At 37.4% G+C, this 16906-nt stretch carries 16 protein-coding genes; 7 read left to right on the top strand and 9 right to left on the bottom strand.

Features of this window, described 5'->3' with window-relative positions:
* Nucleotides 1-132: 132 nt before the first annotated feature.
* From pgsA to murJ, 8 genes are all read right to left on the bottom strand, one after another.
* On the bottom strand, nucleotides 133-621 hold the full coding sequence (gene pgsA, locus CYP43_RS06100) for a CDP-diacylglycerol--glycerol-3-phosphate 3-phosphatidyltransferase (RefSeq protein WP_258032183.1): 489 nt from the start codon (nucleotides 619-621) through the stop codon (nucleotides 133-135).
* Between the two features lie 90 nt (nucleotides 622-711).
* Nucleotides 712-1500, bottom strand: a complete 789-nt coding sequence (locus CYP43_RS06095; protein WP_054196728.1) for an enoyl-ACP reductase — start codon at nucleotides 1498-1500, stop codon at nucleotides 712-714.
* Nucleotides 1500-2369: a 4-hydroxy-tetrahydrodipicolinate synthase gene (gene dapA / locus CYP43_RS06090; RefSeq protein ID WP_054197407.1), complete on the bottom strand. Its 870-nt coding sequence runs from the start codon at nucleotides 2367-2369 to the stop codon at nucleotides 1500-1502. Before dapA ends, CYP43_RS06095 begins: the two co-directional genes overlap by 1 nt.
* 26 nt (nucleotides 2370-2395) lie before the next feature.
* A complete protein-coding gene (locus CYP43_RS06085) occupies nucleotides 2396-3637 on the bottom strand; it encodes a M16 family metallopeptidase (protein ID WP_103582882.1) in 1242 nt (413 codons plus the stop codon).
* 11 nt (nucleotides 3638-3648) lie between these two features.
* The gene (locus CYP43_RS06080) at nucleotides 3649-4722 is read right to left on the bottom strand and encodes a quinone-dependent dihydroorotate dehydrogenase (RefSeq protein ID WP_103583045.1); all 1074 of its coding nucleotides are present in this window, start codon (nucleotides 4720-4722) and stop codon (nucleotides 3649-3651) included.
* Nucleotides 4723-4775: 53 nt separating this feature from the next.
* Nucleotides 4776-6500 (bottom strand): ABC transporter ATP-binding protein, encoded by a 1725-nt coding sequence (locus tag CYP43_RS06075; protein ID WP_103582881.1) that lies wholly within the window; start codon nucleotides 6498-6500, stop codon nucleotides 4776-4778.
* Nucleotides 6493-7887: a cysteine--tRNA ligase gene (cysS, locus tag CYP43_RS06070; protein ID WP_103582880.1), complete on the bottom strand. Its 1395-nt coding sequence runs from the start codon at nucleotides 7885-7887 to the stop codon at nucleotides 6493-6495. Before cysS ends, CYP43_RS06075 begins: the two co-directional genes overlap by 8 nt.
* Nucleotides 7874-9274, bottom strand: coding sequence for a murein biosynthesis integral membrane protein MurJ (murJ, locus tag CYP43_RS06065; RefSeq protein WP_103582879.1), 1401 nt, complete (start codon nucleotides 9272-9274; stop codon nucleotides 7874-7876). The genes cysS and murJ overlap by 14 nt, the downstream gene beginning before the upstream one ends.
* A 123-nt stretch (nucleotides 9275-9397) precedes the next feature.
* Here murJ and CYP43_RS06060 point away from each other — a divergent pair, with 123 nt between their 5' ends.
* The 7 genes from CYP43_RS06060 to CYP43_RS06030 all read left to right on the top strand — a co-directional run bounded on the left by CYP43_RS06060 (nucleotide 9398) and on the right by CYP43_RS06030 (nucleotide 15863).
* Nucleotides 9398-11311, top strand: coding sequence for a flagellar assembly protein A (locus CYP43_RS06060; protein WP_103582878.1), 1914 nt, complete (start codon nucleotides 9398-9400; stop codon nucleotides 11309-11311).
* A gap of 17 nt (nucleotides 11312-11328) precedes the next feature.
* Nucleotides 11329-11883 carry a Holliday junction branch migration protein RuvA gene (gene ruvA, locus CYP43_RS06055; RefSeq protein ID WP_103582877.1) on the top strand — a complete coding sequence of 185 codons (555 nt, stop codon included), beginning with the start codon at nucleotides 11329-11331 and terminating at the stop codon, nucleotides 11881-11883.
* Nucleotides 11884-11894: 11 nt separating this feature from the next.
* A complete protein-coding gene (locus CYP43_RS06050) occupies nucleotides 11895-12935 on the top strand; it encodes a D-alanine--D-alanine ligase (protein ID WP_103582876.1) in 1041 nt (346 codons plus the stop codon).
* 64 nt (nucleotides 12936-12999) lie between these two features.
* Nucleotides 13000-13230, top strand: coding sequence for a type II toxin-antitoxin system Phd/YefM family antitoxin (locus CYP43_RS06045; RefSeq protein ID WP_021091404.1), 231 nt, complete (start codon nucleotides 13000-13002; stop codon nucleotides 13228-13230).
* Complete coding sequence (locus CYP43_RS06040) at nucleotides 13220-14005, top strand: alpha/beta fold hydrolase (protein ID WP_103582875.1); 786 nt, start codon at nucleotides 13220-13222, stop codon at nucleotides 14003-14005. Before CYP43_RS06045 ends, CYP43_RS06040 begins: the two co-directional genes overlap by 11 nt.
* On the top strand, nucleotides 14002-15426 hold the full coding sequence (locus CYP43_RS06035) for a Mur ligase family protein (RefSeq protein WP_103582874.1): 1425 nt from the start codon (nucleotides 14002-14004) through the stop codon (nucleotides 15424-15426). The genes CYP43_RS06040 and CYP43_RS06035 overlap by 4 nt, the downstream gene beginning before the upstream one ends.
* Nucleotides 15423-15863 (top strand): hypothetical protein, encoded by a 441-nt coding sequence (locus CYP43_RS06030; RefSeq protein ID WP_103582873.1) that lies wholly within the window; start codon nucleotides 15423-15425, stop codon nucleotides 15861-15863. The genes CYP43_RS06035 and CYP43_RS06030 overlap by 4 nt, the downstream gene beginning before the upstream one ends.
* A gap of 11 nt (nucleotides 15864-15874) precedes the next feature.
* Here the strand turns inward: CYP43_RS06030 and CYP43_RS06025 are convergent, their stop codons facing one another.
* Entirely contained in the window at nucleotides 15875-16888 is a 1014-nt protein-coding gene (locus tag CYP43_RS06025; protein WP_103582872.1) for a hypothetical protein, read from the bottom strand.
* Between the last annotated feature and the right edge of the window lie 18 nt (nucleotides 16889-16906).

The raw sequence follows: 16906 nt of genomic DNA, 5'->3' as shown, positions 1-16906 counted from the left end.
CATTTAGCTAAAAATTTCTTTTAGCTAGGAGAAATTTTTAACTTGATTTTACTTATTTTGAAAATGAAGATTTGATTATTTATATAAAATTTTTGCAAGTAAAAACTTTGGGTCTTACGAGCGAAAGAAATTTTAGCTCTTTTTCATCGCTTTTACGTAGGCAAAGATATATTCAAACCCAGAATAAAGTGTGAGCACAACAGCAATCCAGAGCAAAAGCTCTCCGCCTGGCCAGCTCATCAGTAAAAATCCAACCGCAAACATCTGCGAGACTGTTTTTACTTTGCCAGCCATTGATGCAGCGACCTCGACACCATCACTTGCCATCACGACACGAAAGCCAGTTATAAAAAACTCCCTTACCAAGATGAGATAAACAGCCCAAGCGCTCGCTCTACCAAGCATCATAAGGCCTAAAAATGCAGCCAAGATCAGCATCTTATCAGCTAGCGGGTCAAGGATAGCGCCAAGCTTTGTCTTTTGATCCCAGCTTCTAGCGATGTAGCCGTCAAAAAAGTCAGTCACCGAGGCGATCACAAAAATAAGAGCTGCGAAGTAATTTATCCAGCTTATGTGAATTTGCGTAAAAATTCCTGGCGCATTTACGAGCATAAAAAACATAAGTGGAGCCAGTAGTATCCTAAAAAATGCCAATGCGTTTGGTAAATTTAAACTCACAAATATGCCTTTATGCTTAAAATTTCAATTTTCTCATTTAAAAGTCGTGCCGCCATCTATTATAAATGTATGTCCAGTCACCCAGCTAGCCTTAGATGAGCACAAAAATAGACATGCTCCGGCTAGGTCAGTCGGCTGTCCCATGCGGTTTAGCGGGCTAAGCTTTGCTGTCATATCGCGCACCTCTTCGTAGTTGGTAAAGGCTCTTAGCGCGTCTGTCTCGATAGGACCACCACTTACGACGTTTACGCGGATGTTTTTCTCGCCAAGCTCGGTTGCAGCGTATCTTGCCATAGCTTCAACAGCTGCTTTTGCTGTGCCGTGACCTGCGTAGTTTTCGATATAGACTAAATTTCCAGTCGATGATAGGCTGATAATACTGCCGCCACCAACTTTTTCCATGCGTTTTGCAGCTTCTTGAGTGCCTACAACAAAGGCATTTACGGTTGCTGTAAAGATATTGTTTATGCCTCTTGGTTTTAGCTTCATAAATTTAGTGTATCCGCCAGCTACTGCGCGACCTGAGATGATAGCATTTGAGATGAAAAAATCAATCCTATCAAAATCCTCGTCTATCTTTAAAAATAGCTCTTTATAAGTCTCTGGCTCGAGGATATTTAGTGCATATGCTCTTGCTTTTATCTTGTAAGTAGCCTCAAGTTCTTTTGCCTGCTCTTTTGCAAGCTCTTCGTTTGAGTTATAGGTAAATGCTATATTTACGCCAGCTTTTGCAAATTCTTCAACTATAGCTCTACCGATACCTCTAGTGCCGCCACTGATAACTAGCGTTTTACCTTTAAATTCGTTTAGTGTGTCCTTCATTAAAAACCCTTTATTTCGTAATTTTTTATTACTTCTTCTATCTTTTTAAAATTTTCTTTACTTGGTTTGCAAAGTGGCAAGCGGTACTCTAAAGAGTCGATGAGTCCAGCTAGATACATCGCTGCTTTGATTGGTATTGGATTGCTTTCGCAAAAGAGTGTTTTATTTATAGTGTATAGATTGTCGTTTATTAGTTTTGCTTTTTTATACTCTTCGTTCATTGCAAGGTGCGTAAGCTCTGAAATCTGATCTGGCAAGAGGTTTGCAGTAACTGAGATAACACCTTTGCCGCCATTTGATATGATAGGATAGTTGATCGCATCTTCGCCACTAATTACTACTAAATTTGGCTCGTGAGCTAGTAGATCTACGCATCTATCTATGCTGCCTGTAGCCTCCTTGATGCCGTAGATATTTTTGCACTCTTTAAAAAGTCTAAAAACGGTCGCTGGTAAGATATCCACTCCAACTCTACCTGGAACATTATAAAGAAGCACAGGGATTTCAATGCTATTTGCGATAGCTTTGTAGTGCTCATAAAGCCCTTCTTGTGTTGGTTTATTATAGTAGGGCGCAACTGATAGGATACCATCAGCGCCATGAGCTTGGGCAAATTTAGCGATACCAATAGCCTCGTGAGTTGCGTTACTACCAGCACCAGCTAGTACTTTTACATTTGTGCCTTTACATGCATCTACGGCTATTTCTATACAAATTCTATGCTCATCATGCGTCAGTGTTGCACTCTCGCCAGTGGTTCCAACTGGCACAACAACATCTATGCCGTGTTTTATCTGTCTTTTTATTAGCTTTTCAAAACTAACTTCATCTACTTTTTGATTTTTAAATGGCGTAATGAGTGCGGTCATCGCACCTTGAAGCGAATTTTCCACGTTTATTCCTTTTTTAATATTATTGTTGTGCTGGTTTTTTCATTGAAATATTTATTTGCTATCTCTTTTAAAAGCTTGGCATCTATCTTATCGATATTTTTTTCAAGCTCATAAAGTGGCTTTATATCGCCTCTAGCAAGGTATGAGCCATATAAATTTGCAACCTTGCTTGCACTCTCAAATGAGTAAATAAAATCAGTTTTTATCAAATTCTTAACTCTTAAAACATCATCTTTGTCGATTGGTTTATTTTTTAAATCATCTATGATCTTTAAAATTTCAGCCTCAACCACACTTGCTTCGACATCTGGGTTGCAAACTGCTAAAAATATAAATAAATTTTCATCAACGCAGCTCATATTATAAGCATAAATTTGATTTACAAGCATGAGCTCATCGATTAGACGTTGCTGTAAAATCGAGCTTTTGCCAGTAGCTAGATATTCACTGATAGCATTTAGACCTACTTGATCGGCGTGTTTAAAATTTGGGATTTTATAAGCGATCGCTAGCATTTGTGTTTGGCTATCTTTATAGATAATGGCTCTTCTAGCTCCATCTTGCTTAGGTTCTTTGCAGTGAGTTTTTGGGATGGCTCTTTTATTTTTTATACTGCTAAAATTTTTCTTAGCCAGTTTAAATGCCTCATCCTTGCCGATGTCGCCACTTATCATCAAAATGGCATTTTTTGGCTGATAAAAAGTAGCATGAAATTCTTTTATGTCGCTAATGTTCCAGTTTTCGATATCTTTGATAAAACCTATCGGCGTCCAGTGATATGGATGATAGATAAATGCGTGGTTGTAGAGCCTAAAGTAGAGGTATCCCATAGGGTTGTTGTCTGTTCGCCACCTGCGCTCTTCATGCACCACGTCTCGCTCTGGCTGAAATTCTTTATCTTTTAGGCTTAAATTTTTCATAAGCTCAGCAAAAAGACCAAGCGTTTTGTCTAAATTTTTATTTGACGCTTTTATAAAGTAGTGTGTGTAGTCAAAGCCTGTACTTGCGTTATTTACGCCGCCAAAGCCTTTTACGATCTCGTCAAACTCACCAGCTCGTAAATTTTTGGTTGATTTGAAATTTAGATGCTCTAGCATGTGAGCGATGCCGCTTTTGCCCATCACTTCGTTTCTGGAGCCAACTTTATAAAAGACATCGACGCTTATCACTTTTGAGCCAGGATTTACTGGTACGTGATAAATTTCTAGTCCGTTTTCTAGTTTGGTTTTATTAAATTTTATCAATCTTTTGCCTTTTATTTTTTAACATTTATGCCGACTGCTTCGCTAATAGAGGCAAAGCCATCTCTTTTTAAAAGCTCTAAAATTTCTAAATTTATATCTCTTGCGATCATCGGCCCTTTAAAGATAAAGCTTGTAAAAATTTGCACTAGATTTGCTCCCATTTTTATGCGCTCATATGCCTCTGCACCGCTATCTATGCCGCCACATGCGATAAGCGTCGTCTTGCCGTAAAGCTCGTCTGCTACGGCTTTAAATATCTCTTTTGACTTTTGAGCTATCACCTTGCCGCTTAGTCCGCCAAAATCTTTTAAATTTGATGAGTGAGAGAGCGAGTAATCAACGCTTGTATTTGAAACGAGCACGCCGCTAGCGCCGTTTTCTACCGCGCAGCTGCAAAGCTTGATCGCATCTTCGTGGCTCATATCAGGAGCGATTTTAAAGATGATTGGTTTTTTAGTAAGTGGTAAAATGACACTAAAAAGCTCTTTTATGAAGCTCTCATCTTGCAAGGCTCTTAAATTTGGCGTGTTTGGTGATGAGACGTTTATGACAAAGGTATCGCAAATTTCGCTAAATTCTTTTACTAAAATTTCATAGTCTTTTATTGCATCTTCGTTTGGTGTAACCTTGTTTTTACCGATGTTTGCCCAGATTGGCAAAGTATAAGGATAAAGTTTTTTGACTCTATTTTTAATAGCCTCGCAACCATCGTTATTAAAGCCCATCGCATTTTGGATGCTCTCTTCGTCTACGAGCCTAAAAAGTCTTGGTTTATCGTTGCCAGGTTGAGGTTTTGGAGTAAATGTGCCAAATTCTAAGTACCCAAAGCCAAGAGCCGTGAGTGCTTCAAACATTGTGGCGTTTTTATCAAAGCCACCAGCTATGCCAACTGGATTGTGATAAGTGCTTGAGAATAAATTTTGTTTTAGCGCATTGTCATCGACCACGCACTTATTTGCTACAAAGCTTAATGATCCTGGAAAAATTTTATTTGCTCCGATCATTGCAAGTTCTGCGATTTTATGGGCAGTTTCAGGATCGAATTTAAAAAATATAGATTTTAAAGTTTCGTAGTTTAAGCTCATTTTAACCTCTTTAAAATGCCTAAAAATTTGTGCAAATCTTAGCAAAAATCGCCTTAAACTAAGGCTTTGCCTTTAAGTTTTGCATAAATTTCATTTCTCTTGCTAAGCTCTTCGTCATTTCCAGTATCAACTATCTTTCCGTTGCTTAAAACTGCGATTTTATCAGCACTTTCAACCGTGCTTAAGCGGTGAGCGATGACAAAGATTATCTTTTTGCTTCTGAGGTTATTTATAGCTTTTGTGATCTCTTTTTCGCTCTCATTATCAAGTGCTGAAGTAGCCTCGTCAAAGATGAGAATTTGTGGATTTTGATAAAGCGCTCTAGCTATTGCGATACGCTGTCTTTGTCCGCCTGAAAGGTTTGTGCCAAATTCGTTTAAAATGGTGTGGATACCATCATCAAGCTTACTTACAAACTCATAGGCATTTGCCATTTTTAGAGCTTTTACGACCGCTTCTTCGTCAAATTCTCTGCCGTAAGCCACGTTTTTAGCGATCGTGTCGTTAAAGATATAGACACGCTGTGTTACAAGGCCGATATTTTGGCGAAGTGAGTGAATTTTGATATCTTTTAAATTCATCTCATTTATTAAAATTTCTCCACCATTTACGTCGTAAAATCTCATAAGTAGATTCATGAGTGAGGTTTTCCCGCCACCACTTGAGCCAACAAGGGCTATAAATTCTGACTTGCGAGCCTCTAAATTTATCCCTTTTAAGACCTCTTTGTCGCCGTAGTTTAGGCAGACACCCTTAAATTTGATTAGGTTTATCTCTTCGCTTAATTCTTTTTCACCATCTTTTATCTCACTCACTTTATCCATCAAGAAAAAGGTTCTCTCACTTGCGGCGATCGCATCTTGCATCTTGTTGTAGATATTTACGATGCGTTTTAGCGGAGTATAGAGCATAAAAAGTGCAGTTAAAAACGAAAAGAAAGCACCCATGTTTATGTTGCCATCGATAACATCTTTGCCACCCACTATGATAACGGCTGCAACTCCGATAGAGCCTATCGTCTCCATTAGTGGGCTTACTAGCTGCTCGATTTTTACGGTTTTAAGATTTAGTTTAAAAAATTTATTATTTTCATCAACAAAGCGTGAATGTTCGTATTTTTGGGCATTATTTGCCTTTATTATCTCAATATTTGTAAAAATTTCACTCAAAGCTGAGGTGATATCAGACGTCTTTTCTTGTGACTTTTTGGAAATTTTCTTCATCTTTTTTGCAAGACGAGAAATCGGATAAATCGCTATTGGCATAACTACAAGTGCAAAAAATGCTAGCTTTGGGCTTTGATATATGACTACACAAAGTAGGCCAATAATTGTTATAAATTCCCTTGCAAACTCAGGTATCATGCTTGAGACTATCGATCTTATGCGGTCGATGTCGTTTGTGGTTCTACTTATTAGCTCGCCTGTTCTAAAATCATTAAAAAATTTCATATCCAAAGTTAGTAAATTTTCGACCATCTTTTCACGAAATCTTCTAATCGTATCCTGTCCGATATATGCCGTAAAATAAGCCTGCATAAAGGTTCCTATATTTTTTAGTACATAAATGGCAATGATCGCACATGGCAGCATATAAAGTAATGTCTCATTTTTTTCAACAAAAATTTTATTTAATACAGGCTCCACTAGATACGCACTAACAGCTGTTCCGCCACTTGCAAGGGCCATACCAATAAAGGCTAATATGAAGTGTGGAATGTAGTCTTTAAAATATGGGCCAAAGCGTTTTAGCACATCTTTTAAGCCAAAGTTATTCATTGTTTTTCTCCCAAACTGCGCCATTTGGCGTATCCATGATAGAGATGTTTATTTTTGCTAGCTCATCTCTTATCTCATCAGCCCTTGCGAAATTTCTCTCTTTTTTGGCTACCGTGCGCTCATCGAGAAGTCTTTTAATTTGCTCTTTTTGCTCGTCGCTTACGCCAAACTGAAAATACTCAACATAGTTTGTGCTAGCAATGCCTAAAATTTCATTTATCAGATATAAATTTGCTGCCACTTCTGCTTTATAGGCTTTATCTTTTGGATTGTTATCAAGTTTTTCGTTTGCCGTTTTTACAAATTCATCAACACTTGCAAGCGCTTTAGATGCGTTTAGATCATCGCTTAGTGCTTCAAGTAGCTCACTTTTAAAGCTCTCATTTGCCGCGCCTGCTTGCACGCCATCGACTCTTTTTTTGAGGCGGTAAATTTTATCAAGTCTCTTTTTTGAAGCTACTAGATCTTCATCTGAATAGTTAAAATGCGCTCTATAATGGCTCGTAAGCAAGTAATATCTAAGCACTTCGCCATGAACGTTTTTTAGGGCGTCTTTTACGAAAAAGCTGTTGTTTAGGCTCTTGCTCATCTTTTCGTTATTTACTTTTATAAAGCCATTATGCATCCAGTATTTGCTCAAATTTTTATGATAGGCACATCTGCACTGACTTGCTTCATTTTCATGGTGCGGAAAGAGTAGGTCGATGCCACCAGCGTGGATGTCGATCTCAAATTCCTCATTTTCTTTATCACTTAGAAATTCTCTTATCATAGCCACGCACTCGGTGTGCCAGCCAGGGCGACCCTTGCCAAATGGGCTCTCGTACCATTTCTCATCAAATTTCCAAAGCACAAAGTCTTTTTCGTCTCTTTTCTCGCCAAAACTTGCCACACGCGCGATTAGATCGGTATTGTTATCCTTACCGCTAATGCTAAAATAGCCGCTATCCTTGCTCGTATCAAAGTAAATTCCATCACTCGTTTTATACGCCACACCTTTATCCATAAGCACCTTGATGTAGCTAATGATCGCATCCAAGCACTGCGTAGCCTTTGGCTTAAAGTCTGGATCAAATACGTTTAAAGCGTTCATGTCGCTCTCATAATGCGCTATGTATTTGTTTGTGATCTCCTCTAGGCTTTGGCCAGTTTGCACCATTTTATTTAAAATTTTATCGTCGATGTCGGTGTAGTTTCTTGCAAATTTGACCTTGTAGCCAAGCGCTTTTAAGACCCTTCTTAAAAGATCAAAGCTAACGGCTGACTTTGCGTGTCCTAAATGTGCATCATCATAGACCGTTGGTCCGCACAGATAGATGCTAACTTCACCTTCTCTTATCGGGCTAAACTCAACCTTTTCTCTTTTAGAAGTATCAAAAATTCGCATTAAATATATCCTTTAAAAATGTTAAACCAAAATAGAGCAAAACCGCCAAAAGTGCGATAGCAGCTATAAATTTAGGCTCGATTATAGCTAAAAATCGCTTAGCTCCAAAGGCTCTAATGTATAAAATAAGCTGTAAAAATCCCCCAAGTGAGCTTGCAAATGCAAGACCAGTTGCTCCAAATTTCTGCATCAAAATGACTGCTAGGATCAAATTTATCACAAGGCAGATGATAGAAATTTTGGCCGCCTCTTTTTGCTTCATATTTGCATAAAGCCAAAGTGAGAAAATTTTAGCCAGTCCAAATGGCGTAAGCCCCACCAAATAAGCACTTAGCACCTTGGCGCATTCAATGGTGTTTGCCCTTACAAAATTCCCTCTCTCAAACAAGAGCCAGATGATAAACTCACTTAGCACGACGCCTGTGATCGTGGCGGCTAGCAGGGCGCAAAGTAGCAGGTAAAAACTCTTTTTCGTCCAAACTAGGGCATTTGCCTCGTCTTTTTGCTTTAAAAGCCTAGTGATCTTTGGAAAGAGTGCTTGAGAGAGTGCGATCGCAAAGATGGCAAGTGGGAGCTGAAAAATTCTATTTGCATAAAAGAGATAGCTTATCGAGCCACTTACCAAAAAGCTAGCTAGCCAAGTGTCCATAAATGCGCTTATTTGCATCGCACTTGAGCCAAGTAGGCCGTGGTAGAAATTTATAAAAAAGCCTTTGCTACTAGCTTTTTTGCCTTTAAAATATCCGCTTAGACCGCCCCAAAAAATTTTATTTAAGGCGTTAAATTTCATAGCAATTAGATGCACTAAAACTTGCAAAATGCCGCCTGCAACGACGCCAAAGCTAAGATAAAGTGCGACCACGCTCTCGCTCTTGCCACGAGCCAAAAGTAGCGATGCGATCATGGCTAAATTTAGTAGCGCAGTTGAAAACGCAGTCGTGGCAAAGTGTCCTTTGTACTGAAGTAGTGCACCCATGAAAGTGATGATATAAACAAGGGCTAGATAGTAGAAATTTATACGCACAAGCGGCACTGCACCCATGATATTTTGTTCACTCAGGCCGCTTGCGATGATCTTTATAAAGTAGGGCGTAAATAAATTTACAAGAAGCGTTAATGCGCCTATAAAAAGTAGAAATTTGATGAAAATTTCAGCCTGAAAGACTGCTTTTTTCTTGCTGTTTGCAAAATTTGGCAAAAATGCCTGTGTAAAAGCGCCCTCGCCAAAGATACGGCGAAATAAATTTGGGATTTTAAAAGCGATAAAAAAAAGATCGCTAAATATGCCAGCTCCAAGGATAGAAGCTGTTAAAAGGTCTCTTATAAGTCCAAGAATTCTTGAAACCATAATGCCAACTGAGTTTGAAAAAAAACCTTTTATAAACATCGCTCACCTAAATTAAATTTGAAAACGCAATAGTAACAAAAGATGCTTTAAAGCTTACATAACCCAAATTTAATAAAATTTTGGCGATAATAAGAGCTAAATTTTATGTGAAATGGATCAATTTTGAGCGAGAACGTGCAAGAAAACGAGAGATTTTTACCGCCAACGCAAATTCAAACTTCAACACCTTATATATCGCTTAAAGAATTAAGCAAGCAACACAGCGTACCGGTAGAATTTATAGATTTTAAAATTTTAGACATTTTGACTTATTATAAAAATAAAGATAATGAAGAGCCAGTTTTTGTCCCTGAAGAAAATTTAGACTTTTTTGATGATAATACTTTTTACCTTGACGAGACACTAGAGATCGAGCAGGTCTATGACGTGGAATTTTTTGATGTTAGGCTAAATGCTGTACCAAAGCTTCCAAAGATAGAAATCGGTGTAAATTCAACGGTTACAAAAGTAGTCGCAAAGGTAAAAGCCACAAAAGATTGTGAATACGAACAGCATTACGAAGATAAGCTTTTTGAATATATCGCCAAACAGCTTATGAAAGCTCAAATTTTAATAGGTATAAGGATTGGCAAACTAAAAGATGAGTTAAAACAAATCGCCTCAGTTGTGCATGTAAAGGGCGAACTTGATAAAGACTACATACTAAACATAACACAAGGTATAAATCCAAAAAAAGCTACCGATGCAAAGATACTTTACTACTACAAAGATAAACTTGATGCGATAAAAGAGGAAGATAAGGTTGATTACGCTGATAGAGGTTTTGTTTTTGGTGTAGCACAAGATGAAGTGATAATGGAAGAGAAAAAGTCTCACGAAGGGCAAAATGGCCGTGATGCGAGAGGCAAATTATTAGCAGTAGAAAAGCCAAAAGAAGATACCGGTAAAGAGATAAGCATAAGCGAAAATATAGAGAGAGTAGAAAATGACGATAGCATAATATACATCGCTAAAAAATCAGGATATGTAGTTGAGAAAAATGGCTCATTTAATATTGAAGAGCGTATAGAGATAAATGAAGCAAATTTTAAAACAACTGGCTCTATTCAAGCAGGTACTGATACAAATGTGACTTTGGTGGTTAGGGAAACTGATACTATAAAAGACGCCATCGGCACTGGCATCATCGTGGAGGCTGACGAGATCGAGGTTAAAGGAAACGTCGGTGCAAATGCGATGGTTAAAGCAAATGAAGTAATAATCGGCGGTCAAACACACCAAAAGGCTAAAATTTATGCAAAGAATGCAAAAATTTCTATCCATATCGGTAAGGTTGAAGCTGAAAATGTCGAGATAGATAGGCTAGAAGGCGGAAATGTCGTAGCAAAAAGAGTTAAGATAAATAGCGTCGTTGGTGGCTCTATAACTGCTCAAAATATCCAAATAAATACGCTTGGCTCAAACTGCACTATTACAGCTTCACACTTAATAGACGTAAGATATCTAAGAGGCACTGACAATAAATTTATAATCGATACTAGCAAAATGCCTGAGAGTGCTGAGGCTACGCAAGAGCAATTAAATAAGATCGAATATACAAAAGCAGAGCTTGCTTCGCTTCTAAAAAATATTGAAACAAAGAAAAATGTCATAAACGAAAATAAAGACTCGATTTATACCATAAAAGCAAAGGTAGAAGAGCTCTCAAAAGCTAAAGTGATACCGCCAGTTACCTTCATGAAAAAGCTAAAAGAGTATCAAGGTCTAGTCAATGAATACAACACTTTGCTAAAAATTTTTAAAGATAAAAAAGAGTTGCTAGCTACTCTAAAAGATGAGCTTGAGATCATGCAAAACGGAATATTTTCTGCAAAAGTGATAAATAGAGGCAACTGGGTTGAACTAAATGAGATTAGATTTGTTATCGTTGATCCTCCACAAAATGTCACTTATATCTCAAAGCAAAATGAAACTGCTCATGCCATTACTTTAGAGAAGATCGGTGATGGCGATGAGGCTGAGTATAAGATCAAAAAGTCAAATAAATTAGAAGACTACACAGATACAAATTTCTAAGAATAAAAGGTTAAATGATGATAAAAGCGATCGAAGGTATCGTCAGCAAAAAAGATCCCGCATTTGTGATACTTAAAACAAATAGCGGCGTAAGCTATGGAATTTTTATCTCGCTTTTTTGCTCGGCCAAACTTAGTAAAGGTGAAAAAGTTGAACTTGCTATAACGCAGATCATAAGAGAGGACGCAAATTTACTCTACGGCTTTTTAGACGCAAACGAGCAAAAGATGTTTGAAATACTAATAAAGCTAAATGGAATAGGAGCTAGTACGGCTATGGCAGTTTGCTCAAGCCTTAGCTCGCAAGCATTTACAAACGCTATAATAAGTGGCGATGCAGATACTTTTAAAAGCGTGCCAGGTATCGGACCAAAGACTGCTAGACGCATTATAGCTGAGCTAAGTGACGCAAAGCTAATAAGTGACGAGAGTGTGCCAAGCTACCAAAATGAGGCACTTTTGGCACTTGAGGCGCTTGGCTTTAAACGTGAGAAGATAGTGAAAATTTTGCCTGAGTGCAAGAGTGAAAATACGAGTGATCTTATAAAAGAAGCATTAAAGAAATTAGGATAAGGATTAAAAAGATGAATTTAGGTGTGATATTTGGAGCAAAGAGCTATGAACATGAGATAAGCATAGTTAGTGCGATAGTTTTAAAAAATGTCCTAAAACAAGAGCTAAAATTTATATTTTGTGATGCAAATAGAGATTTTTATCTTATCGAGCAAAAAGATATGAGAGCAAATTTCTTTAGCTCTGGCAAATACAAAAATTCAAAAAAGCTCATTTTGTCTAAGGGTGGATTTTTCATACACTCTCTCTTTGGCGATAAAAAAGTAGAGTGCGACGTCGTTATAAATTTGATCCACGGCATGGATGGCGAAGATGGCAAAATGGCGGCACTTTTTGACTTTTACGGCATAAAATATATAGGTCCAAGGCTTGAAGTAAGTGCGCTTAGCTACAACAAAGAGCTTACTAAATTTCTAGCGCAAAAAGCTAGCGTAAAGGCGCTTGACTATGAGATGCTAACTCGTGAGAGCCAGCCAAAATTTCACTATCCTATTATCTTAAAGCCAGCAAGGCTTGGAAGTAGTATCGGCGTAAATATAGTGCATGATGCCAGCGAGCTAGCTTATGCAAAAGACGTGGCATTTGAGTTTGATAAGGATGTGCTTGTCGAGCCTTTTATAAAGGAAGTAAAAGAGTATAACCTTGCAGGCTGTAAGATAGATGGAAAGATAAAATTTTCTATCATCGAAGAGCCAAAAAAGAAAGAATTTCTTGATTACGAGCAAAAGTATCTTAGCTTTTCAAATGAAAACAAAGTCAAAGAAGCTGAAATGTCTGAGGAGCTAAAACAAAAGCTTAAATTTAATTTTTCAAAAATTTATGATTGTGGATTTGACGGGGCGATAATTAGATGCGACTTTTTTGTGATAGATGATGAGGTCTATCTAAATGAGATAAATCCAAATCCAGGAAGCCTTGCAAACTATCTATTTGAGGATTTTGAAAGCACTTTAAATGCTCTTGCAAACTCACTTCCAAGAGAGCGTAATATAAAGATCGATTATAGCTTTATAAACTCGATCACTTCAGTAAAAGGTCGCGGAAAAATTTAGGCCATTTAGTAGATTATAAAGTAGTTTGTGATATTTTACGTAAAATTTTACACAAAGAGCGACAATGGTAACTTTTACAAAAGATGAAATTTATACAGCAACTGAAGTGGTTAGAAATTTTAGTTCAGTGCTCTCTCGTGTGGGAGCTAATGAATTAAAAAGAGCTGTCATTGTTAAAAATAATAAATTTGAAGCAGTGCTTTTGAATATGGAAGAATATGAGCGCCTTTGCGAGGCAGTAAGCGTGCTTGAGAGCATTTATACTGCAAAAAAGAGAGAAAACGATGGCGAGTAGGGCGGTAAAATACGGCTCAGACGAATATGAGATCAGCTACGAAGTAGTAAATCCAAAATGCAAAAAAATAGTGCTTTTCTTGCACGGCTGGGGCGCTAATAAAGAGATAATGAAAAAGGCTTTTGGCTCTTATTTAAGTGATTTTTGCCACGTTTATATCGATATGCCAGGCTTTGGTAAAAGCTCCATTACTGATCCGTTAAAAACAAGTGATTATGCAAAAATTGTTGAAAATTTCTGTGATGAGCTTGGCATAAAGCCAGATATCATCGTGGGTCATAGCTTTGGTGGCAAGGTCGCAACGCTTCTAAAGCCGCCATATCTTGTGCTTTTAAGCTCAGCCGGTATAATTGTCAAAAAGCCATTTATCGTGCGAGCAAAGATAGCAATTTTTAAAATTTTTAAGCTTTTTGGCTTTGGTAAATTTTACAAACTCTTTGCCACAAAAGATGTAAGCGGTATGAGCAGAGTGATGTATGAGACCCTAAAAAACGTAGTTGATGAGGATTTTACGAAGAATTTTGCTAGCTTTAGCGGCAAGGCTTTGATATTCTGGGGAGAAAATGACAAGGCAACGCCTATAACAAGCGGAGAGAGCATACATAAGCTCATAAAAAATAGTTCATTTTTTCCGCTTAATGGTGATCATTTTTTCTTTTTACTTCACGCTAAATTCATAAGTGACGAGATAGAAAAAGGGCTAAAATTTGAGCCAAATGAAGCAAAAAATGTTGTTCTAGATGACGATGAGAGCGGGATCGAGGAGATAAGATGAATATATTTTTAAGCATAAGCACAGTTTTATTTATCTTTGCGCTCGCTTTTTATGTGATTACTTGCTTTCAGTGGTTTTCATATAGGCCTGAGCGCGTGCTCTTTCACTTCACAAAGCCCTCTTGGCACGTCCTTTTCTTCATCGTGCCTTTGGTGCTTTTTTACACGACTGGTAAGTGGTTTTTTATCTATTTTTACTTTGCGCTTTTGCCAGCTCTTTATCTTTGGCACAAAAAGCTTGATAAAAAGTTAGTTTTTACTGCCAGGATCAAGCACTTTTTTGTGATCCTTGCTTGCGCTATCATCTTAAACTATGCTTTAAATTTCATCATTCACAAGGCGTTTTTGGCTCCGATGCCACTTTTTGTCTTGGTTGTGAGCCTATTTTTTAGTGAAATTTTAGAAAAGATAAAATTTCAAGGCTTTAAAAACAAGGCGCTTAAAAAACTTGGCGCAAACAAAGAGCTAAAGATAATCCTAATCACCGCAAGCTACGGCAAAACTAGCATCAAAAATTTCTTATTTGAAATTTTAAAAGATAGCTTTGTCTGCTATAAAACGCCACGCAGCGTCAATACAATGGCAGGCATCATTAAAGATATCAACGAAAATTTAAGCGAGCAAACGCAAATTTACATCGCAGAAGCAGGCGCTAGGCTAAAGGGCGACATCCTAGAGATCACAAAATTTCTAAACCCGCAAATCGTAATCGTTGGCGAGATCGGTGCGCAACACATTGAGTATTTTAAAACGCTTGATAATATCCGCTCTACCAAGCTAGAAGCACTTCAAAGCAGCCGTTTGCAAATGGCATTTTTACATAGTTCGACAAAAAAAGAGCCAAGTCAAAATATAGAAATTTACGATGAAAGTCTAAAAGATATCAATGCAAATTTAGATGGAATTTCATTTATGCTTGATGGCAAAAACTACGCTTCGCCGCTGCTTGGTAAATTTAACGCTACAAATTTAGCCGTTTGTATCAAGGTAGCAAGATATCTGAAAATGAGCGATGAAGCAGTAAATAGAGCGCTATCTAAGATGAAAAACGTCGAGCACCGCCTAAGCAAGATCGAGGCTGGCAGCAAGCTGATAATTGATGATAGCTTTAATGGAAATTTTTCAGGCATGAGTGCAAGCTACGAGCTTGTAAGCACCTATACTGGCAGAAAAGTGTTGCTAACACCAGGCATCGTCGAGAGTGACGCGGAGCAAAATGCAAATTTAGCCAAGGTGATAAATGAAATTTTCGATCTCGTCATCATCACAAGCTCACTAAATGCTGAAGTTTTACTAAAGCACATCATAAAGGCAAAGATTATCATCTTAAAGGATAAAAATAAAATGCAAGAAATTCTAGCTCAAAATACGCGTGCCGGCGATCTCATACTATTTTCAAACGACGCACCGAGCTTTATATGAAAAAGATAGTTTTTTTAATCCTAGCTTTAAATTTAGCATTTGGCTTTGACATCGATGATTATGACAGAGGCATTGAGGCGCTAAATGCCGGAGATTACGCAACTGCGTATGAAATTTTCTATGATGGCTGTGAGCAAAAAGATGTTCTTTCGTGCGAGGCTTTGGGTGATATGTTTGTAAATGAAGAGGTAAATGAGCAAATGGATAGTGATCTAAAAAAACACTCAAATATCGAGCTTGGCGTGAGTTATTACATGAAAAGTTGCGACCTTGGCTACCAAAATGCTTGTGATGATGTGATGAGCTTAAGGGACGATTTAAACATAAGCCTACCAGCTGGTGTTTATGAAAACGCCAAAGCAAGGTACGATGAGATAAAGCAAGAAGACGAAAAAGAAGAAGCCCTAAGCGAGCAAAATGCAACTTTGCAAAAATAAATTCTCTAGTTTTAGACTAGATTTACTTTTAGCGTATGCTCTTTTAGGCTTGCTGGAATTTTGCCATTTTCAAGCTCGATCAGTTCGCTAACTCTTAAAATATAAAAATCCTGCAAGCTTCTGTTTGCAAATTTTTCAAGCTTTTTTGAAAGTGTGTCAAACATATAAAACTCAGTATCATTGCTAGCTAGTAAAAAATCAGCCCCGCTATCAAACGCATTAAAGATGGTCTTACTTGCAAGTGCAAATGCAAGCTTTTCGTTGACTTTTAAAAGTTCAAATCCACAAGGAAATTTGATGTTTAGATTTATAAAATTTGCTCTAAATTTATCTAAAATTTCAGGGATTTTATCGCTTACGGCTATTTTGAACTCTTTAAATTTATCCAAGCTCTTTATCTTTTTAAGCTCATTTTTTGAGGTTTCATTCTCTTTTATTCCTAAAATTTCTTTAAAAAAACTAATCGCTTCGGTATAAATTTCGCTTCCGCTAAAGATAAAATCATCAATCTTGCAAGCTATCAAAATGCCATTTTCATTGTTGATAAGCCTTATGATTTCATCATTTTTTTCTTTTTTATAAAGATGATGAGCCAGTATGATAGCAGCTGCACCTATAAAATTTGGCTCGTATTCTCTCACAAAATCAGCATAAAAATATGGCTTTAAGTTTGCATAAAATTCTTTGCATGCTTGATCACAAAATTTCTCAAATGGTTTAAAATTCTCCCAAAAGTCGTCATCATTTATCTCAAGATCTAAAACCGCTCGTTTTTCATCAAGTGGCGAAATCACAAGCTCGCCTGCAAATTTCTCATATAAATTCCCTAATGGTTCAGCAGTGCTCACTACGGCATCATTTACTTTCACAAAGCCAGTTGTTGGCTGAAAATACGGATCAATTTTTTTAACATGCAAAAATAGTTCATCAAGGTTTGCGTAATCTAAAATTTCTAAAAAATATGGTTTAAAATACGACAAAATATCCTTTTTTGCATTAAATCTAAAAATTTCTATTTTTTGCATTTGGCTCCTTTTTTGGCT

The organism is Campylobacter concisus (assembly GCF_002913045.1).
GTDB classification, from domain to species: Bacteria; Campylobacterota; Campylobacteria; order Campylobacterales; family Campylobacteraceae; genus Campylobacter_A; species Campylobacter_A concisus_AP.
Note: the sequence above shows the minus strand (reverse complement) of the source record. Positions and strands in the feature narration are given on the sequence as shown.

Excerpts from the sequence above, each read along its gene's own strand:
- pgsA (WP_258032183.1), bottom strand. The coding sequence starts at position 621 with ATGTTTTTTATGCTCGTAAATGCGCCAGGAATTTTTACGCAAATTCAC.
- CYP43_RS06095 (WP_054196728.1), bottom strand. The coding sequence starts at position 1,500 with ATGAAGGACACACTAAACGAATTTAAAGGTAAAACGCTAGTTATCAGT.
- dapA (WP_054197407.1), bottom strand. The coding sequence starts at position 2,369 with ATGACCGCACTCATTACGCCATTTAAAAATCAAAAAGTAGATGAAGTT.
- CYP43_RS06080 (WP_103583045.1), bottom strand. The coding sequence starts at position 4,722 with ATGAGCTTAAACTACGAAACTTTAAAATCTATATTTTTTAAATTCGAT.
- CYP43_RS06075 (WP_103582881.1), bottom strand. The coding sequence starts at position 6,500 with ATGAATAACTTTGGCTTAAAAGATGTGCTAAAACGCTTTGGCCCATAT.
- cysS (WP_103582880.1), bottom strand. The coding sequence starts at position 7,887 with ATGCGAATTTTTGATACTTCTAAAAGAGAAAAGGTTGAGTTTAGCCCG.
- murJ (WP_103582879.1), bottom strand. The coding sequence starts at position 9,274 with ATGTTTATAAAAGGTTTTTTTTCAAACTCAGTTGGCATTATGGTTTCA.
- ruvA (WP_103582877.1), top strand. The coding sequence starts at position 11,329 with ATGATAAAAGCGATCGAAGGTATCGTCAGCAAAAAAGATCCCGCATTT.
- CYP43_RS06050 (WP_103582876.1), top strand. The coding sequence starts at position 11,895 with ATGAATTTAGGTGTGATATTTGGAGCAAAGAGCTATGAACATGAGATA.
- CYP43_RS06045 (WP_021091404.1), top strand. The coding sequence starts at position 13,000 with ATGGTAACTTTTACAAAAGATGAAATTTATACAGCAACTGAAGTGGTT.
- CYP43_RS06040 (WP_103582875.1), top strand. The coding sequence starts at position 13,220 with ATGGCGAGTAGGGCGGTAAAATACGGCTCAGACGAATATGAGATCAGC.
- CYP43_RS06035 (WP_103582874.1), top strand. The coding sequence starts at position 14,002 with ATGAATATATTTTTAAGCATAAGCACAGTTTTATTTATCTTTGCGCTC.
- CYP43_RS06030 (WP_103582873.1), top strand. The coding sequence starts at position 15,423 with ATGAAAAAGATAGTTTTTTTAATCCTAGCTTTAAATTTAGCATTTGGC.
- CYP43_RS06025 (WP_103582872.1), bottom strand. The coding sequence starts at position 16,888 with ATGCAAAAAATAGAAATTTTTAGATTTAATGCAAAAAAGGATATTTTG.